This is a genomic window from Sulfurimonas sp. NWX367, from assembly GCF_039667065.1.
Taxonomy (GTDB): Bacteria; Campylobacterota; Campylobacteria; order Campylobacterales; family Sulfurimonadaceae; genus Sulfurimonas; species Sulfurimonas hydrogeniphila.
In genome coordinates this window covers 791,801-815,947 of sequence record NZ_JALCZM010000001.1, presented here as the reverse complement: position 1 = coordinate 815,947, position 24,147 = coordinate 791,801, and the positions used below count along the sequence as shown (strand labels likewise).

The window sequence follows — 24,147 nt, the reverse complement described above, 5'->3', positions numbered from 1 at the left end:
AACATTAAAGTATGTATTTAAAAATTTAACTATACGTGATAGTTCGGTGCCTCTTGCGTGATGATGACATCATGAACATGAGATTCTTTGAGTCCTGCTGATGTGATTTCAACAAATTCTGCCTTGTCCCAGAAAGCTTCAATGCTTTCACTGCCGCAGTAGCCCATAGCAGAGCGTAATCCACCCATCATCTGATGCACAATTCCGGCGATTGAACCACGAAAGGGAACACGTCCCTCAATTCCCTCGGGAACAAGTTTGTCAGCGGCTGTACCTTCCTGGAAATATCTGTCATTGCTTCCTTTTTGCATAGCCCCGATAGAGCCCATACCGCGGTATGATTTGTACTGACGTCCCTGAAACATTATCGTCTCACCCGGAGACTCTTCCGTACCCGCTAAAAGAGAACCTGCCATAATACAGCTTGCACCGACAGCAAGTGCTTTTGCAATATCGCCGGAGTATTTGATACCTCCGTCTGCGATAACAGGCACACCGTGGGGACGGGCAACTTCCGCACACTCATCTATGGCGGAAATTTGTGGTACACCGACACCTGCTACGATACGTGTTGTACAGATTGAACCGGGGCCAATTCCCACTTTTACAGCATCGGCGCCTGCTTCTATTAGTGCAAGAACTGCCTCTTTGGTTGCAATGTTCCCGGCAATTACATCAACTTCCAAAGACTCTTTAATCGCTTTGACAGTATCTAAAATACCTTTGGAATGACCATGTGCAGAATCCAGAACAAGAACATCCGCACCGGCATCCACAAGGGCTTTGGCTCTGTCCATCTGACCGACACCGATAGCCGCGCCAACTATCAGACGACCGAAGGCATCTTTGTTCGAGTTTGGATACTCTATGCGTTTTTTGATATCTTTGATGGTTACGAGCCCTTTTAAAAAGCCTTCATCATCTATGATAGGGAGTTTTTCTATTTTATGTTGGTGCATTATATCAGCGGCTTCATCCAGAGAGATTCCTTTTTTTGCAGTAATGAGCGGCATTTTTGTCATTACTTCGTCTGCACGTTTTCGCATATCTTTTTCAAATCGCATATCACGGTTTGTTAAAATACCAAGAAGTTTGTTATGTCCGTCTACAACAGGAACACCGGAGATTTTAAACTCTTTCATCAAGGCTTCTGCATCCGCTAAAGTAGCATCCGGGTGGACATAAATCGGATCAATGATAATGCCGCTTTCAGATTTTTTTACTTTTTTGACCTGTTTGCACTGTGTTTCGACATCCATGTTTTTATGAATAATTCCGATACCTCCGAGTCTTGCCATTGCAATAGCCGCACGGTATTCTGTAACTGTATCCATAGCAGCTGAAACCATAGGAATTTTAAGAGTGATATTACGAGTGAGTTTTGTCTCAAGTGAGACCTCTTTAGGAAGTACTTCCGAATACTGTGGTACTAAAAGTACATCTTCAAATGTCAGGGCGCGTTTACGAATTCTCATGGGGTATCCTTTTGCAGAGTATAAAATTAATTATTAGAAATTTTTGCATTATACCTCTTTTGTGGTTAAAAAGAGGTAAAATCTAAAAACATAAACTGGGAAAGTAAAATGATAATAACGACAAGAACAAAAGGGAAAATATGGCTCTTGAATACCCATGGCTGTATACCGAAAAATACCTGATTGACACCGCGAAAACCAAGCCAAAGACCTAAAAAGGCTTTGATTGAAAGAGCTATCTGAAAACTGCTTAATCCATCAGGGGAAATTTTTCCAAAAACCTGTGAAAAAAGATACATTCCCGAAAGTACAGCAACAATAAGAGCCTTGGGTACAACTTTTCGTACATGTATCATAATGGCTTCACGTGCCTTTTTATGTTCTTCTTCCGTTAATGACTGTTTCATCTTTGCCATAAAAAGATTATCGGTAAAGAGAAATCCTCCGTAAATAAAAACAGCAAAAATATGTATGGTATGAATGATTGTATATGTGATGACTTATCCTTTTTTAGGTGTTTTTCTAAAGAGATGATAGTTCTCAGATTCGAGCATATCTTCAACATAACTTGCTACACATTTTGTACAGTTTGTCCATATTCCCGAGGGCAGTCTGACTTCGAGCTTTTTCTTTTCCCGGAGTTTAATGATTTTTTTAGGACTCAATACTTTTGTGACAGGGGCAAAATCAACATCTGTCAAATCTATATCGTCTTTGTAAAAGATCGTCTGTTTTTTGAAATTTCCCCAGCCTGGTATACCGTCTTCTGTATAAGGAACCTCATGCCCGTTTTTAAATTTTACCATCATTTTGTAATGAGAATCTTCAAAAACCTGAGAAACCTTTCCCCGGCCAAAAACCAAGCCGTAGAGTTTGTCTTTTACTTTTACATTGTCAAAATATGCCATTTTACTTCCTTTTTTAAAATAGTAGCAAAAAATTATCTCATTGTCATTACATTATTTATAGGCAATCTCTTTTTCAAGGCTCATAGCACCGTCAAAGAGTGTCTGCTCTTCATAGGCGTTTGCTATAAGCTGCAGTCCGACAGGCATCCCTGCTGCATTTTTCATTATTGGCAATGAAAGGGCAGGCAGACCTGCAAGGTTGACACTGATTGTATAGATATCACTCAGATACATCTCCATCGGATTTGCAAGTTCTCCGAATTTTGGAGCAACATTCGGAGCAACCGGAGAGAGAATCAAGTCAACATCGTTAAAGATTTTTGCATACTCCTCTTTTATCAAATGGCGTGTTTTTTGTGCTTTTACATAGTAGGCTTCATAGTAGCCGCTTGAGAGCACAAAATTGCCAAGCAGGATACGGCGTTTGACTTCATCCCCAAAACCTTCGCTTCTTGTTTTGTAGTAGGTCTCTTCTAAATTTGCACCTTCAACACGGTTGCCGTAACGTATACCGTCATATCGCCCAAGATTGGTTGTTGCCTCTGCTGTAGCCGTCACATAGTATGCAGAAATGTCATATTTTGCATCCATCATCTCTTTTTCAACGATGGTGTGTCCCTGTGCTTTGAGTGCTTCAACTGCTTTGCGGTAAGCCTCTTTCACATCATCACTCGCATTTTCTATATACTTTGGCAAAATGGCAATAGTGAGTTTTCTTTCAGGATTGAGATTGTCACTGACTTTGTCATCTCTCATGGCATTTGTTGAATCTTTGACATCACTCCCACTGATAATGTCATAAAAAATAGCAGCATCTTCTACATTTTGTGTCATCGGTCCGATTTGATCCAGACTTGAAGCATAAGCCCCCAAACCGTAACGGCTGACTCTTCCGTAAGTCGGTTTCATGCCTACGATACCGCAATACGCTGCGGGTTGGCGGATACTTCCGCCTGTATCACTGCCAAGTGCAGCTATAGCCAAACCCGCTCCAACTGCAGCGGCACTTCCTCCCGAACTTCCACCGGGAACATGTTCAGGATTGACAGGGTTAAGTGTTTTGCCGTAGCAGCTTGTCTCAGTTGTCGAACCCATGGCAAATTCATCCATGTTTGTACGACCAAAAGGAGAGAGCCCGGCAGCTAAAAGTTTTTCTATGACAGTGGCATTGTAAGGCGCAATGTAGCCTTGCAAAATTTTTGAAGCAGAAGTAACAGACCACTCTTTGACCTGAATATTGTCTTTAATGGCAACAGGCACGCCCTCACCAAAAGTATTTACATCTATATACGCATTTAAATCTTTGTTTGCTTCTATTTTTGTTTGTAATTCATCTTTAAATTTATTAAGTTCATCTTTGCTCATTGCAAGCGCTTCTTTTAATGTAATCACTAACTTTCCTTTTTAAATTTTTTAACAGCTAAAATACCTATGCCAATCATAACAAATACAGCAAGTATGGTTGTTCCGATAAATGTTGTACTAACGGGCTCACTGTAATTAATCATTGACTACGCTTTGGCATCTTTTACAAAGGCACTCCTCTGCTTCAGCCTGGTATTTCCAGCATCTTGGACATTTGTGCAGTGTGGCTTTTGCGATGCTGAAGGTGTCTTCATCAACTTTAAAGCTGGCTATAATCTCTTCTTCGGGTTTGTCTTCAAAAATTCCGGAAACAACAAACCAGTCTTCTGCATCGGTACTGTTCATCTCAAGGACAGTTTTTGATTCTGTGTAAATGACAAGTTCAAGGGTGTTTTTGATGATTTTTTCTTTTTTGAGTTTATCAACTTCTGCGCCGAAACCTTCACGGGCTTTTACCATATACTCAGCATCAAAAGGTATGTCACCGGCTTCAATTTTTTCATAGGTCATGTCAAAAATATCTTCGGCATCACCTTTGATGATGGCAGGGGCATTGTCTACTATCTCATCTGCTGTGTAGGTTATAACAGGAGCCATAATCAAAAGCAGTGTTTTTGTAATGATTGCCATTGCACTTTGGCTTGCACGTCTTCTCGTAGAATCTTTAGCATTACAGTAAAGATTGTCTTTTGTCATATCGATATACATGCCGCTGAGTTCGTTAACAATAAAGTTGTTGAGTGTGCTCATACCGTTGACAAAGTTATATTCACTAAAATGTTTATGTACTTCATCAAGCGTGTTTTGTGCAACATTTAAAATCCATTTATCCAAATCACCCATATCTTCGTATGGTGTCAGGTTCTCGAGGTCATTGATATTGGCAAGCATAATTCTAAAGGTGTTTCTCAGTTTACGATAGTTTTCAGAAGTCTGCTTTAAAATCCCCTGAGAAATTTTCAAATCACCCTGATAGTCCGATGAAGCAACCCATAGGCGTAAAATTTCACTGCCGTATTCTTTTAAAACTTTCTCGGGTGCGATGACATTGCCTTTTGACTTGGACATCTTTTCACCTTTTTCATCTACTGTGAAACCATGCGTCAATACACCTTTGTAGGGTGCTTTGTGCTCAACCGCAGAAGATAAAAAGAGTGATGACTGGAACCAGCCGCGATGTTGGTCAGACCCCTCGACATACAAGTCAGCAGGATAGTCTCCCGCATCATAATTACGGGATTTCAGTACCGAATTCCAGGTAGAACCTGAATCAAACCATACATCCAAAATATCTGTTACTTTTTCAAGCTCTTCGGGCTTGTAACCGCTTCCCGGGTAGAGAAGCTGTGCGATATCCATAGAGTACCAGGCATCACTTCCCTGCATTTCAAATATCATGGCTACAAAGTTGAGCACCTTTTCATCAAGTAAAACTTCACCGGTCTCTTTTACTCTGAAAAATGCAATAGGAACACCCCAGTCGCGCTGGCGGGAAATACACCAGTCAGGACGATTCGCAACCATAGAAGTCAAACGGTTTTTTCCGGTTTGCGGTATGAAAAGTGTTTTTTCAATCTCATCAAGGGCAATGTTTCTGAGTGTCTTCTCCTCGTCTTGCGGTTTTTCATCAACAGAGATAAACCATTGTTTTGTAGCACGATAGATAAGCGGTGTATGACTTCTCCAGCAATGCGGATACGAGTGCATAAATTTGCTTACATGTAATACGTTCTCACCCATCATCTCAATGATGTCTTCATTTGATTTAAAGATGTGACGCCCTACAAAATCCTGCGCATTCGGAATCAAAGCATCACGCACAACAGTTGCATCATAACATCCTGTTTCATCCACAGGCATAACAACTTCAAGGTCATATTTCAGTCCGACACGGTAGTCATCTTCACCGTGACCCGGAGCGGTATGCACACAACCTGTACCATTGTCAACTAAAACATGCTCCCCTAAAACAATACGGGAATTTCTGCCATTGAGCGGGTTGATGGCGTTGAGGTTTTCAAACAGAGTCGCATCAAAAGTTTTGGCGACACCGCCTTTGAGAATGCCGTCTTCAACCAAAGCATTCAATAGTTTTTTTGCAACAATATAACCCTCAGTTGTAAGAACATACTCTTCTTCAGGGTTTAGCGAAATCCCCGTATTTGCAGGAATTGTCCATGGTGTAGTCGTCCAGATAACCGGTGCTGCTTTTGTTTCTTTGTCCAGTCCGAGTTTTTCTTTGGCTTCATTGCTGAGTTCAAATGCTACAAAAATCGAGTAGTCTTCTTTGTCCTCATATTCAACTTCGGCTTCTGCCAGTGCAGTTCGTTCAGCCCATGACCAAAAGACAGGTTTGCTGCGCTCAATCAAAAGACCTTTTTTTGCAACACTGCAGAGTGTTCTGAAAATATTTGCTTCAAATCTGTAGTCCATTGTCACATACGGTTTTTCCCAGTCAGCAATAATTCCAAGTGTTTTAAACTCTTCTTTTTGAATGTTTACAAACTTCGCAGCATGTTCGCGGCAAAGTTTTCTTATCTCGGCAGTTTCAAGCTGCTCTTTTTTCTGTTTTCCGCCAAGCTTTTTTTCAACCTGCTGCTCAATTGGCAGTCCGTGACAGTCCCAGCCCGGAGTAAAACGGACAGATTTACCGTTGAAATAGTTGTTTTTGATGATAATATCTTTGAGAATTTTATTGAGTGCATGACCTATGTGAATATGCCCGTTTGCATAGGGAGGACCGTCATGAAGGGTGAAGTGTTTTGCACCGGCACGTTTTGCCTTCATCTTATGATAAACTTTCTTTTTGTCCCATGCAGCATAACGCTTCGGTTCATTGTTTATTAAGTTGCCTCGCATGGCAAACGTAGTTGTTGGTAAAAGTAGTGTGTCTTTGTAGTCCATTGAAACCTCAAAATATTATTATAAATTTTTGCAGTATACCTTTTAAGTGTTTAAAACCTAATAAAAGTGTTATAATAAGCCAAATAAAATTCTTCAAACAAGGCTGTACAGAGTATGAAAACACATCTGATAATCATTGGAAATAAATTTGTTTATAACAAATCGTTACAGGAATATATTTTGCGGGATATTGAAAAAAACAGTGGTTTTATAGATAATATAACTTATTTTAAGGACAGTGACAACTCCTTTTTTCTTTATCTTGAAGAAGAACTCCATGCATCCAACCGGGTTATTATCGTTACATGTAAACAAAACTTTTCAACTGTCGGAAAAGTGATATGCACTGCAACCAGTGATAATCAGATTTTAAAAGAGGGGATGCTCATACCGCAGAAAGCCTCATTGTTTGCAGAACGTTCCTATCTTTTGGAATTTCAAAGCTCTTTGATAAATGTAGTACAGATGGATGAAGGACAAAAAATGCCCGAATTGCTTTTGAAAAATGAAGAGATAAGGGCAACCATACATATATTTGAAGAAGACAAATCCACTATAGTGACAATTTTGACTCCAATCGCACAAACATATGAAGTCAATATTGATGTAACACAGGAGGTGCAAGGGTGGCACAGAGTAGATGTGACGAGTAACAAGTACGGGGATATTACCAAATTTATTCATGCAGCAAAAAACCTGTTGCCTAAAAAGCTTATTGCATCATCAAATATTATTGAGTATATCATAGAAAAACTTTCACATTCAGGAAAAAAAATAACATTTGCCGAGAGTTGCACAGGAGGACTGCTCAGTTACTTTTTTACAAAACACAACGGCGCATCAAAAATTTTAGAGGGAGGCTTGGTAACTTATTCCAATACACTCAAAGAAAACTGGTTGGCAGTTGATCATGCCATACTTGAAGAAAACGGTGCAGTCAGTGCCGAAGTTGTCAGAGAAATGAGTGAAGGTGCACTCAATGTCAGTGGAGCAGATTATGCTTTGGCAGTAAGCGGAATCGCCGGAGACACAGGAGGTACACAATTTAAACCGGTCGGTACGGTGTATATAGGTGTACGAAGTAAAACGCAACACACTGAAAAGCATCTGCATTTTCACGGTGACAGGAATTATGTGCAGGAACAGAGTGCCCTTATGGCAGTAAAAATGTTGCTTTTGCTTGATAAAGAGACTTTTTTCTAAATTTAGGAGAAAATATCTTGACAATTAAAATCTATTTGTCTATAATTTCGACCTCTTAACAATAAGAGGCAAATGTCTTGTTAGCTCAGCTGGTAGAGCACGTCACTTTTAATGATGTGGCCGATGGTTCGAATCCATCACAGGACACCATTTATTTTATTAAATGGGCGCTTAGCTCAGTTGGTAGAGCGCTACCCTTACAAGGTAGATGTCACTGGTTCGAGTCCAGTAGTGCCCACCATTTTTTGATTATTTGCACTCAAATTTTTAGTTCACGTACTTAAGTACGCTTCACTAAAAACTTAAGCACAACTAATGCAAAAAACAAGTTTTTTCTTTCTTTAAAAAAGAAAATGTGATAATTTTTTATAAAATTCTTGATTTTTGTTTTAATCAAGGCAGGTTCTAGAGTGAAAGAGGAGCATAGTTATACTATGTGACGATTGAGCGAAAGGTTCTAACGCCGAGTAAAGCAAAAAGCATAATTTTAGGTTGCGGTGGTAGTTCAGTTGGTTAGAATACCTGCCTGTCACGCAGGGGGTCGTGGGTTCGAGCCCCATCCACCGCGCCATATGTTTTAATAACCTTGTTATTGAAGAAAGTGACCCTTTCGTCTAGTGGCCAAGGACACTATCACTTCATGGTAGTAACAGAGGTTCAAATCCTTTAGGGGTCGCCATTTTAATTGGTGTTTGAAACATAATTTTGGGCGCTTAGCTCAGTTGGTAGAGCGCTACCCTTACAAGGTAGATGTCACTGGTTCGAGTCCAGTAGTGCCCACCATTTTTTGATTATTTGCACTCAAATTTTTAGTTCACGTACTTGAGTACGCTTCACTAAAAACTTAAGCACAACTAATGCAAAAAACAAGTTTTTTCTTTCTTTAAAAAAGAAAATGTGATAATTTTTTATAAAATTCTTGATTTTTGTTTTAATCAAGGCAGGTTCTAGAGTGAAAGAGGAGCATAGTTATACTATGTGACGATTGAGCGAAAGGTTCTAACGCCGAGTAAAGCAAAAAGCATAATTTTAGGTTGCGGTGGTAGTTCAGTTGGTTAGAATACCTGCCTGTCACGCAGGGGGTCGTGGGTTCGAGCCCCATCCACCGCGCCATTCTCTTTTCATTCATTCAGTATACTTATTCAATCATCAAATTCTGTTTTCACATCATCTATTCAAATGTATATTAATACTGTTACGTCAAACAGTTTTTTCGGAGCCCGTACTTCACTGCGGTGGCATTGAGACTCAATTAGTCCGGACTGACAGTACTGAGAAAGTCAGTTGTAATGTGTGCAACATCCCCGGGGGAGAGTTTTTCTATGTTTATGGTTCTGTTCTGTTTTCCCAAAGCACCGTAGACTTGAATATCTGTCTTGTTGAAAAGTGCCAAAACTTTTGCACCTGAAGCGACTGCAAGATGCATAGGTCCTGTGTCCGCACTGACATACAGATCACATGCCTGAAAAAACGCCCCTAAAACTCTTAAATCTTTGTTGGCATATTCCAAAACTTTTTCGTTGAGTTTTGTAGGAATATCGGGTGAAAGGATATCTATAATAACAATATTCTCATCGAGTTTAAGGAGTGTGTCTACCCATTCATTCCACCATTCATCACTTATTTTTTTGTCAAATCTTGCATTTCTGAAGATGGCTATAACCTTTGTATCGGTATCAATGTTGTTTACATGTAACAGTGAAAGCAAGTCTTGCTTTGCCTTTTCTTTCTCCTCTTGTGTCGGTTTTATATCAAGTGTTGGCATTTTTTTGGGAAAATCAATTTTGAAAAACCGTAAAAATTCCAGACTTTCAAGTCCCATATGCCTGTAGGTCTTTAAGCCTCTATCTTGAATATGTGTGAAATTTGCCCAGAGTTTGTCACTTGCGAAGCTGGCTTTGTATTTTGCTCTTGTGAGTGCCGTGACGATTTGGGCACTGGTGGAACCACCGGAAATATTTAACGCAACATCATACTGTTTTGTTCTGGCCTGTTTGATATAGGCAAACATTTCAAGCGGATGCAAAAGCAGTTTTCGGGGGATGTCTATGACTTTGTCAACATTTGGCAGAGGTTCAAGAATTTTTCCGGCAAGTTTCATACCGACAATGATGTCTATTTTGGCGTTTGGCATCTCTTTTGAAAGTTCGTTGATAAGAGGCGTTAAAAAAAGCAGGTTCCCTATTCGGTAATTTGGCCGTATTATGACAATGCTTTTGATGCGCTCTTTGTCAATATATTGAGCAGGCTGTGATTTGTGAGAAAATAAAGAAAGCACACTATTGAGAATACTCGAGAGTTTTTTTCTTAGGGTTACATGTAAAGGATATTTCATAGGAATCTTTGTTTTTTTTGTGTAATTATAGCCAATTAACATTTATATAGGATAGTTAGTGTAAAATGTCATATTAACTTAACGGAGTGCATTTGAAAGAGATTGTTAAACGGTTTTGGCCTTATATAAAAGAGTATAAACTCTACTATTTGCTTGTCATTTTTGGTGGGTTGCTCATTCTTGTGTCAACTGTGGGAACTGCCCAGATTATGAAGCCAATGATGGATGATATGTTCATTAAAAAAGACAAAACAATGCTCTACATTATTCCTCTTGGGCTTATTGCCATTTATGTGACAAAAGCGATTGGAAAGTATATTCAGACAATTTTCATGGAGTACATCGGACAGAGTATTGTGACCCGTTTTCGTGAAATACTTTTAGACAAAATGATTCATCTTGATATGGCATTTTTGTATGCAAACCGGAGCGGAGAGCTTATTTCTCGTGTGACAAATGACATAGGCCGAATTCAGTATTTTGTTTCAAATATGCTTCCTGATATGTTTCGTGACCTTTTAACGGTTATTGCACTCGTGGGGTACATTGTCTATCTCAACCCTTTACTCTCTTTTTATACACTTATTGTTGTGCCTTTGATTATTTACCCTTTGATGCTTATTGCCAAAAAACTCAAAAAATATTCACACCGTTCCCAGAGTAAAAATGCCGATTTGGTATCGCGTTTGACAGAAGTTTTTAACAACAGTGAAATCATTAAAGCCAATGCAACAGAAAAATTTGAAGTCTCCCGTTTCAGTGTAGAAAACTGGAACTTTTTCAAGATAAATATGAAAGCCATTTATGTCGGTGCCCTTGTTTCTCCTATTATGGAGATCATAGCAGTTTCAGGACTTGCCATGGTCGTGTATGTCGGGGGTAAAGAGGTTTTTGACGGTAAAATGACTGTTGGTGAGTTTACAGCATTTATCACGGCAGTAGGACTTGTATTTGAACCGATTCGCAAACTTGGCGGAACCTATTCGAAAATTCAGGATGCGCTTGCGGCAAGTGAGCGTGTTTTTGAAATCATAGACAAAGAAAACAGTGTCGTCGAGGGTACAAAAGAGCTCAAAGAGGATATTAGGAAAATTGAATACAGAAATGTTGTTTTGCAGTATGAAAATACCAATATATTAGACGGTATTACTTTGACAATCAACCAAGGAGAGCATATTGCTCTTGTAGGGGACAGTGGCGGGGGCAAATCTACTTTTATGAATATGCTTTTGCGTTTTTATGATCCCGACAGCGGAGAGATTCTCATTAACGGCATCAATATCAAAGAATTCAAGCAAAAGTCACTCAAACATCATATTGCACTTGTTTCACAGCGTATCTACATTTTTCAAGACACCCTGGCTGCCAATGTTGCCTACGGCGAAGAAAGTATAGATGAAGCAAAAGTCATAGAAGCTCTGAAACTGGCGGATGCCTATGATTTTGTGATGCAGCTTGAAGAGGGTATTTATACTATGATGAGTGAAGCAGGGGCAAATCTTTCAGGTGGGCAGAGACAACGCATTGCCATTGCCAGAGCAATATACAAACATGCTTCACTGCTGCTTTTTGATGAAGCAACATCGGCACTGGACAATGAGAGTGAAAAACGTATACAAAAAGCACTCGATACCTACACGAAAGATAAAATCACACTGACAATCGCACACCGTCTCTCTACAATTGAGCATGCTGACAAAATTTTGGTACTGCAAAAAGGGCTTATAGTGGCGAGCGGTACACATAAAGAGCTTTTAGAGTGTTCTGCTGTGTATCAAAGACTGGCGGGAGAACTGAAAAAATAGTCTGTGAGACTATACAAAGCTTTTTGTCCCACCTTTGTCATACATATCTTTGTAGCGGAATGTGATGAGATTTTGCATGATGGCAAACAGTATCATAAAATTTAAAAAACTGCTGCCTCCGTAGGAAAACATAGGCAGAGGTACGCCGACTACAGGGGCATAGCCTATAGTCATGGCAATGTTGACACCCATATATATGAAAATCATAAAAGAGATAGCGACAGTTACAACTTTAATATAGTAGTCATTGTTAAATATACTCAGACTCAAAAGATGCAGGATGAGCATAGCATAGAGTAAAATGAGTGCTAACGCTCCTAAAAAGCCGGTTCGCTCAACAACAAAAGCAAAAATAAAATCACTTGTGGCGATAGGCAAAAATTTCATCTGTGTCTGTGTCGCATTCTCTTTGTCTTTTCCTGTCCATCCGCCAGAGCCTATAGCGATGATAGACTGCTGTACGTGATACGATGGTTTTTCACTTAAAAAATCTGTAATTCTCTCTTTTTGATAATCATGCAGCATAAATTTATAGGCAAGCGGGGACAGAATCAAAATTCCTGCAACAATAGTGGCTATTATTTTCCAATAAACACCTACATAAAACAAAACGCTATAGCCTATAAGCAGTAAAACAAGGGCTGTACCCAAATCCGGTTCTTTTGCAATAAGAACAAAAGGGAGCAGTATGTAAAAGCTTATGCGTAAAAAATCTTTGAGTCTGTAGCCTTGTTGAGGAGGAGGATTTTTATGTATAAGATAGGCAAGCATTAAAATAAGCGCAGGTTTTACAAATTCTGAGGGCTGTATGGTGGCATTGATGAAGGGTATTTCTATCCACCTTTGGGCTCCAAGACGTGAGTGTCCGAAAAGTTCTACTGCAAAAAGAAGGGCAATATTGCCCCAGTATATAAAAGGGATAAGCCAGCTCATCCGTCTGATAGGCAATAAAAATACAACCAAAAAAGCCAAAAGTGCAACACCGACATAGGCAAGCTGTTTTTCAGCAAGAGCAGGGACAGCTTCACCGATGAGCCAATGAGACATAATTATCAAAGGAATGATAAGAATGATGGAAAAAAAGTCAAATTGTGATAAAATACTCTTATCAAATCTCCACAAATTTGTAACTCCAAAATAAAATTATTATGATTGTATCATAAAGGCTGTAAAGAATGATAAACACACAAGAATACAAATGCGTAAATCCTGAACGACTGGATACTTTTTTGACTGCACAGATAGGACAGACCCGTTCGCAGATAGCAGGACTGATCAAACATGAATGTGTCTTTGTCGATGGAAAAAAAGTTCCCCGTCCGGGTGTAAAACTTAAATCAGGACAGACAGTCAGGGTAGAATTTCCTGAGGCGAAAGAGGAAAAAGCACTTGACGTAGATTTTGATGTTGAAATTTTATATGAAGATGATGACGTTCTGGTCATAAACAAGCCAAGCGGCGTGACAGTTCATCCTGCACCGAGTGTCAAAGAAGCAACACTGGTTGACTGGCTCAAGCACAAAGGTATCAGACTTTCTACTATAAGCGGGGAAGAGCGTCACGGTATCGTGCATCGTCTGGATAAAGGAACGAGTGGCACAATGGTTGTTGCCAAAAACAATGCTGCCCATGAATTTTTGTCAAAACAGTTGCAGGACAAAAGTATGGGGCGTTACTATATAGCTGTCATAGTGCCTCCTCTAAAAGAAGAAATTACAACAATAGAATCAAACATAGGCAGAAGTGCCCATAACCGTTTGAAAATGGCATCCGGACTGGAACATGCAAAGTATGCAAAAACGATGTTTAAACATCTGGCTTTGAGTGAAGATGAACAGACACAGCTTATAGCCTGTAAGCTTTTTACCGGAAGAACCCATCAGATAAGGGTACACCTTGAGAGTATGAACCGTCATATTTTGGGGGATCATATCTATGGATTGAGCCCAAAACAGGAGAACTCGGAACGTATTTTGCTGCATGCCTATATGATTTACTTTATTCATCCTTCAACAAAAGAAAAGTTAACTTTTCAAGCAGAGTTTGATGCTATAATGCGAGCAACAATTTATAAAAAATTTGATACGGAGATTTTAAATGAAGTTATTGAGCCTGAGTACATTATGCGCAGTTTCACTGCTGATTCTTAGTGGCTGTCAGGGAATAAGCCCGCTGCCAAAGAAAAAAGTTGCTATAGACTCTACGCTGCCTGTTGTAACGCTTACAAAAAACGGAATCATGCGTGATATGAAAACGGTAGCCTTTGAATGGAAAAGTATAAAAGATCCGCGTGTAAACGGTATTTATGTCTATAAAAGAATTCTAGGGAAAAAAGCCACAAAAGAACTGGATTATTATGACCGTATAGACAATAGATTTAAAACACATTATCTTGATGCAAAGAATGAACCGGGTACAAAATACAGTTATGCTTTCAGGGTGGTTTCCAAAGATGCCCAGGGCAAACTCAGTAAAGTATATAATGTCAGCACTCTCCCTGTCCTGGAATCTGTAGCTTGGATACACTCCATTGCCGGACTTCCTCGAAGTGCGAAAATTATATGGAGACCGCATGAAAATCAACGGGTTGCATCCTATATAATTGAGCGCCAGAGTGTTGAAGATGAATCATTTAAAAAAATTGCAATACTGAAAGGGCGCTTGAATGCCGAGTATATTGATGAAGGTTTAAAAGACAATGCCGTATATCTGTACAGAATTCGGGTAAAGACCTATGATGGAATTGTTTCAAAACCTTCACAGATTGTAAAATCTGTAACAAAGGCACTGCCAAAAGGTGTAGAACATATAAGTGCAAGCAAAAATTTGCCAAAAATGATAAAAATCAGCTGGTCTGCTTCAAAACAAAAAGATTTTCATCAATACTATTTATACAGAGGCGAAGACATAGACAGCTCTTTTGAACTGATAGCCAAACTGTATAACAACAGCTTTACAGATCATATTAACAAAGACGGGCAGGTTTATTTTTACAGAGTCAGTGTTGTGGATAAAGACGGGCTTGAAAGCGAACATGATAAAAATACCGTTATGGGGATGACACTGCCAAAGCCTGATGCTCCTGTTATTACCTCAATACAGCTTACTGATTCAGGAGTAGAACTTTCCTGGAAAACTGCAGACGCAAGAATCAAATCTTATGAAATTGTCAGAAAGCGCCAGATAGGCTGGTTTAAAGAGACAAAAAAAGAGTATAAGAATATTCATACAAACAGGTTTATTGATACAAACATTGCTGCAGACAGTATGTATGCATATACTGTTTACGGTATAGATGAAAACGGTATAGTTTCAAAACCGAGTACTGAAGTCAAAATAAAAGTTGGTGCATTTACCAAGGTGGTAGATGGAGAAAAGAGTTCGCCGGTGAAAGAGGTTCCTGTCAAAACTTACACAAAGGATACAGACAGCACACAAGAGAAAGTGACTCCTGTAAAAGATTTAGATTTAAACGAGATTTAATGCCACATTTACATATAGAAAAATTTAAACAAATTGATTTTCCAAAGCTTTGTGATGAGGTGAGTTTTAATTTTATTGCATCAAATGTTTTGCATGCCGATGAAAAACTCATTGCAACAACTGTAGAAGGTGAAGATTTTTTTCTTTTGGTTAAAGAAGAAGAGAACAGAAGCCTGCTCAAAACTGACAAGCTTACGCGTCCCGCTTCCATACACAATGTACATAAAGCACTTTTGGCATATGCAAAAGCTGCAGGGTTACATGTAATCGCTTCAAATGTACCCCAGGCACCGAAGAATATACATCTGCAGGAAGTAACGGCACTCAAAAAAATAGAATATTTTGCCAATGAATTTCCACAGGACAAAGAGGTCCGCATTGAAGTAGGCTTTGGCTCTGGACGGCATTTGCTGCATCAGGCAGCAAAGAATCCTGATGTGCTCTTTATAGGTTTGGAGATTCATCGTCCTTCCATAGAACAGGTACTCAAACAGAGCGTTATACAGAAGCTGGATAATTTACTTGTGCTTGATTATGATGCGAGGCTTTTTATGGAGCTTGTTCCTTCAAATATCGTCGGGGCTATTTATGTGCATTTTCCTGTTCCGTGGGATAAAAAACCGCATCGCAGAGTTATCTCAACTTCTTTTATCCAAGAGGCCCGTCGTGTATTGAAAGTTGGCGGGACTTTGGAGCTTAGAACAGACAGTGAAAACTATTATGTGTACTCTTATGAAACCTTTATAGCATTTGACAAAACAACACTGCAAATTAACAAAAACAAAGATATAGCCATCAGTTCAAAATATGAAGACAGATGGAAAAAACAAGAAAAAAACATTTATGATGTGACAATGATAAATGATGAGTTTTCTCAGGAATTGGCTATTGAAGGTGACTTTACTTTTACAAAACCCGGCTTGAGTGTGGAAGAAATCATTGCACTGCATAATAAGACTTTTCGTTTTGAAGGCGGTTTTATACATTTTGAACGTGTATACAGACTCAAAGAAGGGGTTATGCTGCGTTTATCAATGGGGAGTTTTGACAGACCGGAACATTTGTATCTTATTATCAATAATGAAGAAGTTTTTTACTATCCAGAGTACCCATTAAAATCACGCAGTAATCTCAAAGCACACAAAGAACTGAACAAGGTGTTACATGGATAAAGTTATTATTGCTCAAAACCTTTCTCTTGCTTATTCCAAAGATGAAACCATTATAAACAAAGCAAATTTTTCTATAGACTCGGGAAGTTTTGTTTTTATAACCGGAGCAAGCGGTAGCGGAAAATCAACACTGTTAAAGTCACTCTATGGTGCGCTCAAACCCATAGAGGGAAGTCTTGTTGTCGGAGGTGTTGAACTCAAGGGTGTTTCAAATGCAAAGCTGAATTTTTTGCGAAAGCATCTCGGCATTGTTTTTCAGGACTATAAACTTGTAAAAGAGTGGACGATAGAAAAGAATATCATGCTGCCGCTGATTATAAACGGCTATGAAAAAAGTATCACACAGAGTCAGGTTGACTCTCTGCTTAAGCATGTAAGACTGCAGCATCAAGTGGGGAAGTATCCTTTGGAACTCAGCGGCGGAGAGCAACAGCGTGTAGCCATGGCAAGAGCCTTGGCACATAATCCGATTTTGATACTTGCCGATGAGCCGACAGGTAATCTTGATGATTACTCTTCACAGCTGATCTGGAATCTTTTAGAAGGTGCAAATGAGCAGCTTAAAACTACTGTTATTGTGGTAACACACCATATTCCTGAAACAATGAAGGTTGATTACAAGCACTATCATATAGAATTCGGAGAGGTACATGAAGTCATTTAAAAACCATATCTCTCTTGTCATTGCTCTTGTAAGTATACTGTTTTCATTGCAGATTTTTACTATAGTAGACAGATCTATCAATGCCTATAAAGAGAATCTGGCAAACAACTATTCACTTGTGGTCGTCAGTCAAAAAACATTGCAGCCAAAAGAGTTGATGGATAAAATATCAGCACTCTCTTCTGTCGAACAGCTTTCTCCTGATGAGATTATAAAAAAACTCAATACCGGGATAAGCAAAAAAAATATAGAACTGTTGAAAATAACATTGCCGAAATTTTATAAATTTAAATTAAAAAGATATCCGACACCTGTTGAGTTGCAAAAAATAAAAAAAGAGCTTTTAGCATACCCGTATATTACAAAAGTGGAAACTTTTTCAAATACACATGACACAACCTATAAACTGCTGCTGCTTTTTAAAAATGTCATATCTGTTTTGGCTGTATCTATTTTGCTTGTTACGATACTTTTAATATTTAAAGAACTTCGCATATGGCAGTTCAAACACAATGAAAGAATGAATATAATGGGATTGTTCGGTGCGCCTACATGGTTGCGTTCAGCAGTTTTGTTTCGGCTTTCCATTGTTGATGCATTTATAGCCTTTGGTATTTCATTTATAGCTTTTTCCTATTTTGCCTCAAGTCCGTGGGTAAAAGAACAGTTTACAAACATAGGCATATCTGTTGTGATTTTTGACAAAGTGTATGATTCACTGATTATGCTTGGTGTTTCTATAACAGTCTCTATTTTACTGGCAGGTTTTATAGTTTTAGGGCATAAAGAAGAGGTCTGATGAGAGCTGTATTATTTTTTTTACTCTTTATATGCAGCAGTGCTGTATTCGGATCAACAGCAATAGATAAAAAAATAAACAAAACAAGTTCTGCGCTGCAGTCTTATACGAAGAACTATTCTGTACTTAATGCGAAAATGGCACAGACGGCCAAAGCTATCATCAAACAAAAAACAGAGTTGGCAAAAAAAACGCGTTATCTCAAACAGTTGGAAAAAGAACTCTCTCTCAAAGAGAGCAGTCACAGTGAGAATATACAACAGTTGAAAATTTTAAAAAAATCCCAAGAAGCACTTCAAAAAAAACGACAAAAACTCGAAGAGGATCTGATTTTTGTTATAGCCAAAACTGTCTCTTTATCAGTTGTTCTGGAAAAAGAGTATCCTGAAAACGAAGAAGCCATCATGGAGTTTGAAGTTTTAAAAGCTATGCTGAAAGCTTCAAAAGACAAAGCAAAACTTTTAAGCAGAAAATTTTTTGAAAATGAAAAAAATATAGATTTAATCAGTTTACATGTAAGTTCACTCGAAGTGGCAATCGCAAGTATAGATCAAAAAAGAAAAGAAGTAATCCGAAGAAAAAAAGAGAACAAAAAAGCGTTAAAAAAACTGACTTTGGCAAAAGAGTCTTACAAAAAAGAGTTAAAAAGTCTTATCAGAAGGCAAAATGCTTTAAAAAGAACTCTTTCTAAGCTTAATCTTATAAAAATAGATGAAATTAAAAGAGCAAAAGAAGAAAAGATGAGAAAACTGGCTTTTGCAAAACGTCAGAACAAACTTGGAAAAAATCTGCCAAAAGTAAAAAAACATGGCAGCAGTTATCAGGCAATAAAGACAATCAGGTACAGAGGACGAAAAACGATTGCTCCGCTTAATGCGTATACAATTACAAAAAAATACGGTACCTATACAGATCCTATTTACGGTATAAAGATATTTAATGAGTCTATCTCTTTGAAACCAAAATATCCTAATGCAAAAGTAAAAACTGTTTTCAACGGTAAAGTGATTTATGCGGCAAAGACAGCGGTTTTAGACAATATTGTGATTGTCGAACACAAAAACGGACTCCATACAATTTATGCAAATCTTTCACAGATAGCACCAAATGTCAAAAAAGGGAAAAAGATTGCCAAAGGTGCAACAATCGGCAGGGTTAAAGATGAACTTGTTTTTGAAGTCACACAAAAAACAAATCATATTAATCCGATACGTTTATTTCAATAGATTTTGATATAATTGCAAAAATAAAAAACAGAGAAAAAATATGAACTTTATTCAAACACGCGGCGTAGATAAGAAAAAGCCGCAAACGGTTACCTTTTCGGAAGCAATATTGAGTCCTATAGCATCTTTTGGCGGTTTATATGTCCCGCAAAATCTTCCTGCTCTCGGAGAAGAATTTTTACAAAAGCATTTGAACTCTTCTTATAAAGAACTTGCAGCAGATATGTTGGATCGTTTTGAAATAGATATAGCAAAAGAAGTGATTGATGAGGCACTGAGTCTGTATGACAAATTTGATGATGCATCCAATCCTGTCCCTGTTGTAAAAGTCAAAGAAAACCTCTATATCAGTGAACTGTATCACGGGCCTACTCGCGCATTTAAAGATATGGCACTGCAACCCTTTGGTGTAGTTCTTTCTTCTATCGCACAGAGATTAAATGAAAATTATTTGATTTTGGCTGCAACAAGCGGAGATACCGGTCCTGCGGCACTTGAAACTTTTAAAAACAAAGCAAATGTAAAAGTTGCATGTCTCTACCCGGATGGCGGAACAAGTGATGTGCAACGTCTGCAGATGGTGACAGAAGATGCACCAAACCTAAAAGTCATCGGGATAAACGGTGTTTTTGATGATGCACAAAGCGCTTTAAAACGTTTACTGGCTTCACAAAGTTTCAAGAATGCATTGCAAAAAAAAGATATGAAACTCTCAGCAGCAAATTCAGTCAATTTTGGACGTATAATATTTCAGATTATTTATCATATTCACTCTTATCTGGAGCTGGTTCGTCAAAATGCAGTCACAATGGGTGAAAAAGTGTATCTGAACGTCCCAAGCGGGAACTTTGGAAATGCTCTTGGGGGATATTATGCCTGGAAAATGGGTCTGCCTGTTGAAAAAATCATTATTTCATCAAATGAAAACAATGTGCTTACGCGTCTGATTCGTGACGGGAAATATGATTTGAGAAATTGTGAAGTTATCGGTACGACATCACCTGCTATGGATATTTTAAAGTCATCAAATGTTGAAAGAGTTTTGTTCGATCTGTTTGGAGAAGACAGAACAAAAGAGTTAATGCAAAATCTTGAAGAAAATAATTTCTATGAATTGACAGCGGATGAACTTACAAAGCTTCGTGAGTGTTTTGATGCTGATTTTTGTACAGGAGAAGAGGGTAAAAAATACATCAAAGAGACTTTTGAAAAATATAACTATTTGATGGATCCGCATACGGCTACATGTATGAAATCCTATGAAACATGTTCAAAACCTGAGATTAAGACTATTGCCTATTCGACAGCTGAGTGGACGAAATTTTCTCCGGTAATTGCAAATGCACTGACAGGAGAGATTGATATGAAAGATATTGATGCGTTAGAATCAATATCGAGAGTGGCAAATTTTGAAATTCCAAAGATGATACAAGAGTTGTTTACAAAACCGATAGTGCAAAAAACAGTGATAGAAAAAGAGGAAATAGAAGAAGAGATACTTAAATTTTTATAACATTTTCAAAAAGTGATAAATCATTATTATTAACAGTTTAAGTTGTCATTAACTATTAAAGATGTAAAATAACTTTAATAGGAAAAATTATGAATAAAACAACAACTGAGGATAAGTTAAAGCAGAAGCGGAATATGCTTTATTACAATCAGCTGATACTGAATGAAAGACGTGCAAAGTCTTTTCATGGAAGAAAAGCAAAAACAGCTAAAAAGCGTACAAGTTTTGGTTCTCAAAAAGTCGATTTTAAAGATTATCTGTTTATTCCCGAACAATGGGAATTCGTTGCATACATACTCTATTTTGTCGGTATCCCCTATACCGTTGGAGCTTTGTTTTTATTTTTATTTATAGCAAATGCAAATTGGGAAAGCTTTCAGTTACTGAATCTCAATGCATTTCCTGTAGTTTGGCTGATAGGGTATGAAATAGTCTCTGTCTGTCTGTTGATCTGGATTATGATTCTGTATTTAACCTATGAAGCAGAAGACGGGTATTAAAGCAGCCCAGCCTTACAGCTTCACTGCTTTTTTATAGGCTTCTTCTATTGCTTGGATGCAGGCATTGCGAACATTTCCTTTTTCGAGTGCAGCATATCCTGCTGCTGTTGTTCCTCCCGGGCTCATGACACCATCTTTAAGCAGTGCAGGGTGTATTTCCTGGATAAGCTCTCCAAAACCGTCAAACAAACCACGCATAATAGCCATGGCATCTTCGCGTTTGAGTCCCTGTTTGACTGCTCCGTCGCTTAAAGATTCTGCAATAAGTGCAAGATAAGCAGGACCGCTGCCGGCAAGAGCTGTTGCTATGTCTATTTCTTTCTCGTTTGCCAGCCATCTTGTTGATCCGATAGAATTAAAAAGCGTTTGTGCTTCTTCTTTATAGGCGGTATCTCCTGTAAGTGTTGTCATGGATTTTCCAACACTCGCCGCAAGGTTTGGCATAGCTCTTACAACTGCAGATGTGTTAAAATGATCTTTGAGTTTTTGAATGCCTGTTCCTGCCAAAACCGAATAGAGTATCTCTGCTCTGCCTTGCAGTTTTTTTGACACTTCTTCTACATTTGCCGGCTTTACACACAGGAGAATATTTTTATCTTCAATATTAAAATTATCAAGAAGAGATTTCTTTACATGTAAACCGAGTTTTTCTTCAAAACTGTCTAACTTTTTACGGTCTCTTCCAACTACTTCTATTTTGTAACTGTTTTTTAAACCTTTGGCAATGCTGAGTGCCATATTGCCATTTCCGATAAATGTAATTGTTTTCATACAAGTCCTAAATGTTTTATGGTAGTATAACATTATTAAAATAAAGTCTAAAAAATGGGTGAGGATATGGAACAATTTTTAAAAGAAGCAAAGACTGCGAGTAGAGTATTTAACAGTTTGAGCGGACGTGATAAAAACAAAATACTACATGAAATGGCAAATGCTTTACGTGCCAATACTATGGATCTTATAGAAGCAAATGCTATTGATATGCTTGAAGGTGAGAAGAACAAATTAAGTTCTGCATTGATGGACAGACTTTTTTTGGACGAGGAGAGAATAGAGTCCATGGCAAAGGCTGTAGAAGAGATAGCTGCACTCAAAGAACCGGTAGGACGCGTACTTGACGGGTGGTTGACTGAAGATGGGCTGAAAATAGAAAAAGTGAGTATTCCTATTGGGGTTATCGGTATAATTTACGAATCACGCCCTAATGTTACGAGTGATACAGCTGCTCTTTGTTTTAAGAGCTCAAATGTTTGTGTCCTTAAAGGCGGCAAAGAAGCAGAACGCTCAAACAAAGCAATCGCAAAAGTTTTAAAAGCAGTCTTGGAAAATCATGATTTGCCGACATCTCTTATATCTTTGATTCCGGACAGTTCCCGTGAAGGTGTGGCCAAACTTATCAAAATGGATAAATATGTAGACCTGATTATTCCTCGCGGAGGAGCAGGGCTTATAAAATTTGTCAGTGAAAATGCAACGGTAAGTGTTGTCAAACATGACAAAGGGCAGTGTCATACCTATATAGACAAAGACGCAAATATTGAGAGCGCTGTAAAAATTGCATTGAATGCAAAAGTACAACGACCGGGTGTCTGTAATGCTATGGAGACACTGTTGGTGGACAAAACAATAGCAAAAGAGGTACTTCCTCTTTTAAAAGAGGCGTTTGACAATGCAAATACACAATTAAAGGGCTGTGTGCAAACTCAGGAAATAATCAGTGTTGCAGAGGCGACAGATGCCGATTATGATACTGAGTATTTGGCAAATATTTTAAATTTGAAGGTTGTTGAGGGTGTCAACGGGGCAATTGAGCATATAGTACGTTTCGGCTCAGGACACTCGGAAGCTATTGTTACTGAAAATATCACTACAGCAGAGAAATTTTTAAACAACATTGATGCAGCGGCAGTTTATGTCAATGCCTCTACCCGTTTTACAGACGGAGGCGCTTTTGGCTTTGGTGCAGAAGTGGGAATCAGTACAAACAAACTCCATGCAAGAGGGCCTATGGGAATAGAAGGGTTGACAACGTATAAATATAAAATTTACGGAAGCGGGCAGATAAGATGATGTTGACAATTGACGAATTAAAAAGTATTGTTTTTTTTGAAAATCTCAATGAAAAAGAGTTGAAACTGTTACTTTCAATCACAAGAAAGAGAAGTTTTTCTCAAGGTGAAATTCTTTTTTATGAAAAAGACAAAGCACAGCATCTTACGATGGTGCTTGAAGGTGTTGTGAAAATTTATAAAATAGATCCAAAAAACAATGAAATTATTCTGCATCGGTTTAGACCAAAAAGCATGGTGGCCGAAATGGCGGTTTTTGAAGGTATTCCTTATCCTGCTTCTGCTGCTTTTGAAAGTGACGGGAGTGTTTTAGAGATAGACTTTGAAAAATTTAAAGAGTATTTTCTTGGAAATCAAGATATCTCTTTGGCTCTTTTTAAATCACTGACCCAAAAAATCAAGCATCTTGACAATGTGATAGCCTTGAATGTTGTTCTGGACTCAACGGCAAGAGTTGCAAAATATATTTGTGAAAATGACGAGGCACTGAAGATGAAAAACAATCAGCTTGCACAATATCTGCACATGACTCCCGAGACACTCTCGAGAATACTGAAGAAATTTACAAAGTTAGGGTTTGTAAAAAAAGAGGCAAGTTCATACAAAATTACAAACAAAGAGGCATTAACCATCCTTTTTGAGTGATTTTTCTCTTTTTATTGATATTGGTCAACCTGTTATTACGCTTTCTTGATTACAATCATGAAATCTTATAAGTAAAAGGAT

Annotated in this window: 20 protein-coding genes and 6 tRNA genes; 18 read left to right on the top strand and 8 right to left on the bottom strand. The window is 38.3% G+C overall.

Annotation, left to right across the window (positions count from 1 at the left end):
* Positions 1-29 precede the first annotated feature (29 nt).
* From guaB to ileS, 5 genes are all read right to left on the bottom strand, one after another.
* Complete coding sequence (guaB, locus tag MNY28_RS04230) at positions 30-1,475, bottom strand: IMP dehydrogenase (protein WP_346388998.1); 1,446 nt, start codon at positions 1,473-1,475, stop codon at positions 30-32.
* 65 nt (positions 1,476-1,540) lie between these two features.
* Positions 1,541-1,891 carry a hypothetical protein gene (locus MNY28_RS04225; protein ID WP_230973306.1) on the bottom strand — a complete coding sequence of 117 codons (351 nt, stop codon included), beginning with the start codon at positions 1,889-1,891 and terminating at the stop codon, positions 1,541-1,543.
* 84 nt (positions 1,892-1,975) lie between these two features.
* Complete coding sequence (locus tag MNY28_RS04220; protein WP_193150172.1) at positions 1,976-2,383, bottom strand: hypothetical protein; 408 nt, start codon at positions 2,381-2,383, stop codon at positions 1,976-1,978.
* Between the two features lie 51 nt (positions 2,384-2,434).
* Complete coding sequence (gene gatA / locus MNY28_RS04215) at positions 2,435-3,775, bottom strand: Asp-tRNA(Asn)/Glu-tRNA(Gln) amidotransferase subunit GatA (protein ID WP_346388997.1); 1,341 nt, start codon at positions 3,773-3,775, stop codon at positions 2,435-2,437.
* Positions 3,776-3,883: 108 nt separating this feature from the next.
* Positions 3,884-6,652, bottom strand: a complete 2,769-nt coding sequence (gene ileS, locus MNY28_RS04210; protein WP_346388996.1) for an isoleucine--tRNA ligase — start codon at positions 6,650-6,652, stop codon at positions 3,884-3,886.
* A gap of 114 nt (positions 6,653-6,766) precedes the next feature.
* On the opposite strand from ileS, the gene MNY28_RS04205 reads away from it, so the two are divergent.
* From MNY28_RS04205 to MNY28_RS04175, 7 genes are all read left to right on the top strand, one after another.
* Positions 6,767-7,855 carry a CinA family protein gene (locus MNY28_RS04205; RefSeq protein WP_151899936.1) on the top strand — a complete coding sequence of 363 codons (1,089 nt, stop codon included), beginning with the start codon at positions 6,767-6,769 and terminating at the stop codon, positions 7,853-7,855.
* 74 nt (positions 7,856-7,929) lie between these two features.
* Positions 7,930-8,005: transfer RNA gene (locus MNY28_RS04200), tRNA-Lys, on the top strand.
* 15 nt (positions 8,006-8,020) lie between these two features.
* A tRNA-Val gene (locus MNY28_RS04195) sits at positions 8,021-8,096 on the top strand.
* Between the two features lie 253 nt (positions 8,097-8,349).
* Positions 8,350-8,426 (top strand) — tRNA-Asp (locus MNY28_RS04190).
* Positions 8,427-8,458: 32 nt separating this feature from the next.
* Positions 8,459-8,534, top strand: a tRNA-Glu gene (locus MNY28_RS04185).
* Between the two features lie 28 nt (positions 8,535-8,562).
* Positions 8,563-8,638: transfer RNA gene (locus MNY28_RS04180), tRNA-Val, on the top strand.
* Positions 8,639-8,891: 253 nt separating this feature from the next.
* Positions 8,892-8,968, top strand: a tRNA-Asp gene (locus MNY28_RS04175).
* A gap of 139 nt (positions 8,969-9,107) precedes the next feature.
* On the opposite strand, the gene MNY28_RS04170 is transcribed toward MNY28_RS04175, so the two are convergent.
* A complete protein-coding gene (locus tag MNY28_RS04170; RefSeq protein WP_346388995.1) occupies positions 9,108-10,190 on the bottom strand; it encodes a glycosyltransferase family 9 protein in 1,083 nt (360 codons plus the stop codon).
* A 92-nt stretch (positions 10,191-10,282) separates the two neighbouring features.
* Here MNY28_RS04170 and MNY28_RS04165 point away from each other — a divergent pair, with 92 nt between their 5' ends.
* A complete protein-coding gene (locus tag MNY28_RS04165; RefSeq protein WP_346388994.1) occupies positions 10,283-11,995 on the top strand; it encodes an ABC transporter transmembrane domain-containing protein in 1,713 nt (570 codons plus the stop codon).
* Positions 11,996-12,004: 9 nt separating this feature from the next.
* Here MNY28_RS04165 and MNY28_RS04160 read toward each other — a convergent pair whose 3' ends face one another.
* Positions 12,005-13,117, bottom strand: a complete 1,113-nt coding sequence (locus MNY28_RS04160) for an FtsW/RodA/SpoVE family cell cycle protein (RefSeq protein ID WP_151899939.1) — start codon at positions 13,115-13,117, stop codon at positions 12,005-12,007.
* Between the two features lie 53 nt (positions 13,118-13,170).
* Here MNY28_RS04160 and MNY28_RS04155 point away from each other — a divergent pair, with 53 nt between their 5' ends.
* The 8 genes from MNY28_RS04155 (at position 13,171) to MNY28_RS04120 (ending at position 21,352) form a co-directional block, all read left to right on the top strand.
* Positions 13,171-14,145 (top strand): RluA family pseudouridine synthase, encoded by a 975-nt coding sequence (locus tag MNY28_RS04155; protein ID WP_346388993.1) that lies wholly within the window; start codon positions 13,171-13,173, stop codon positions 14,143-14,145.
* On the top strand, positions 14,093-15,478 hold the full coding sequence (locus tag MNY28_RS04150) for a hypothetical protein (RefSeq protein WP_346388992.1): 1,386 nt from the start codon (positions 14,093-14,095) through the stop codon (positions 15,476-15,478). The genes MNY28_RS04155 and MNY28_RS04150 overlap by 53 nt, the downstream gene beginning before the upstream one ends.
* Positions 15,478-16,650 carry a tRNA (guanosine(46)-N7)-methyltransferase TrmB gene (gene trmB / locus MNY28_RS04145; RefSeq protein WP_346388991.1) on the top strand — a complete coding sequence of 391 codons (1,173 nt, stop codon included), beginning with the start codon at positions 15,478-15,480 and terminating at the stop codon, positions 16,648-16,650. The genes MNY28_RS04150 and trmB overlap by 1 nt, the downstream gene beginning before the upstream one ends.
* Positions 16,643-17,314, top strand: a complete 672-nt coding sequence (locus MNY28_RS04140; RefSeq protein WP_151899943.1) for an ABC transporter ATP-binding protein — start codon at positions 16,643-16,645, stop codon at positions 17,312-17,314. Before trmB ends, MNY28_RS04140 begins: the two co-directional genes overlap by 8 nt.
* On the top strand, positions 17,301-18,113 hold the full coding sequence (locus MNY28_RS04135; protein WP_346388990.1) for a cell division protein FtsX: 813 nt from the start codon (positions 17,301-17,303) through the stop codon (positions 18,111-18,113). The genes MNY28_RS04140 and MNY28_RS04135 overlap by 14 nt, the downstream gene beginning before the upstream one ends.
* Positions 18,113-19,339, top strand: coding sequence for a peptidoglycan DD-metalloendopeptidase family protein (locus MNY28_RS04130; protein ID WP_346388989.1), 1,227 nt, complete (start codon positions 18,113-18,115; stop codon positions 19,337-19,339). Before MNY28_RS04135 ends, MNY28_RS04130 begins: the two co-directional genes overlap by 1 nt.
* 40 nt (positions 19,340-19,379) lie before the next feature.
* Complete coding sequence (thrC, locus tag MNY28_RS04125; RefSeq protein ID WP_151899946.1) at positions 19,380-20,852, top strand: threonine synthase; 1,473 nt, start codon at positions 19,380-19,382, stop codon at positions 20,850-20,852.
* An 89-nt stretch (positions 20,853-20,941) separates the two neighbouring features.
* Entirely contained in the window at positions 20,942-21,352 is a 411-nt protein-coding gene (locus tag MNY28_RS04120) for a hypothetical protein (RefSeq protein WP_151899947.1), read from the top strand.
* 12 nt (positions 21,353-21,364) lie between these two features.
* On the opposite strand, the gene MNY28_RS04115 is transcribed toward MNY28_RS04120, so the two are convergent.
* Positions 21,365-22,123, bottom strand: coding sequence for a pyrroline-5-carboxylate reductase (locus MNY28_RS04115; RefSeq protein ID WP_151899948.1), 759 nt, complete (start codon positions 22,121-22,123; stop codon positions 21,365-21,367).
* Positions 22,124-22,189: 66 nt separating this feature from the next.
* Here MNY28_RS04115 and MNY28_RS04110 point away from each other — a divergent pair, with 66 nt between their 5' ends.
* Entirely contained in the window at positions 22,190-23,422 is a 1,233-nt protein-coding gene (locus MNY28_RS04110; RefSeq protein WP_151899949.1) for a glutamate-5-semialdehyde dehydrogenase, read from the top strand.
* Complete coding sequence (locus tag MNY28_RS04105) at positions 23,419-24,066, top strand: Crp/Fnr family transcriptional regulator (RefSeq protein ID WP_151899950.1); 648 nt, start codon at positions 23,419-23,421, stop codon at positions 24,064-24,066. The genes MNY28_RS04110 and MNY28_RS04105 overlap by 4 nt, the downstream gene beginning before the upstream one ends.
* Positions 24,067-24,147 lie beyond the last annotated feature (81 nt).

Coding starts and splice junctions, on each gene's coding strand:
- guaB (WP_346388998.1), bottom strand. CDS start 1,475: ATGAGAATTCGTAAACGCGCCCTGACATTTGAAGATGTACTTTTAGTA.
- MNY28_RS04225 (WP_230973306.1), bottom strand. CDS start 1,891: ATGGCAAAGATGAAACAGTCATTAACGGAAGAAGAACATAAAAAGGCA.
- MNY28_RS04220 (WP_193150172.1), bottom strand. CDS start 2,383: ATGGCATATTTTGACAATGTAAAAGTAAAAGACAAACTCTACGGCTTG.
- ileS (WP_346388996.1), bottom strand. CDS start 6,652: ATGGACTACAAAGACACACTACTTTTACCAACAACTACGTTTGCCATG.
- MNY28_RS04205 (WP_151899936.1), top strand. CDS start 6,767: ATGAAAACACATCTGATAATCATTGGAAATAAATTTGTTTATAACAAA.
- MNY28_RS04170 (WP_346388995.1), bottom strand. CDS start 10,190: ATGAAATATCCTTTACATGTAACCCTAAGAAAAAAACTCTCGAGTATT.
- MNY28_RS04155 (WP_346388993.1), top strand. CDS start 13,171: ATGATAAACACACAAGAATACAAATGCGTAAATCCTGAACGACTGGAT.
- MNY28_RS04150 (WP_346388992.1), top strand. CDS start 14,093: ATGAAGTTATTGAGCCTGAGTACATTATGCGCAGTTTCACTGCTGATT.
- trmB (WP_346388991.1), top strand. CDS start 15,478: ATGCCACATTTACATATAGAAAAATTTAAACAAATTGATTTTCCAAAG.
- MNY28_RS04140 (WP_151899943.1), top strand. CDS start 16,643: ATGGATAAAGTTATTATTGCTCAAAACCTTTCTCTTGCTTATTCCAAA.
- MNY28_RS04135 (WP_346388990.1), top strand. CDS start 17,301: ATGAAGTCATTTAAAAACCATATCTCTCTTGTCATTGCTCTTGTAAGT.
- MNY28_RS04130 (WP_346388989.1), top strand. CDS start 18,113: ATGAGAGCTGTATTATTTTTTTTACTCTTTATATGCAGCAGTGCTGTA.
- thrC (WP_151899946.1), top strand. CDS start 19,380: ATGAACTTTATTCAAACACGCGGCGTAGATAAGAAAAAGCCGCAAACG.
- MNY28_RS04120 (WP_151899947.1), top strand. CDS start 20,942: ATGAATAAAACAACAACTGAGGATAAGTTAAAGCAGAAGCGGAATATG.
- MNY28_RS04115 (WP_151899948.1), bottom strand. CDS start 22,123: ATGAAAACAATTACATTTATCGGAAATGGCAATATGGCACTCAGCATT.
- MNY28_RS04110 (WP_151899949.1), top strand. CDS start 22,190: ATGGAACAATTTTTAAAAGAAGCAAAGACTGCGAGTAGAGTATTTAAC.
- MNY28_RS04105 (WP_151899950.1), top strand. CDS start 23,419: ATGATGTTGACAATTGACGAATTAAAAAGTATTGTTTTTTTTGAAAAT.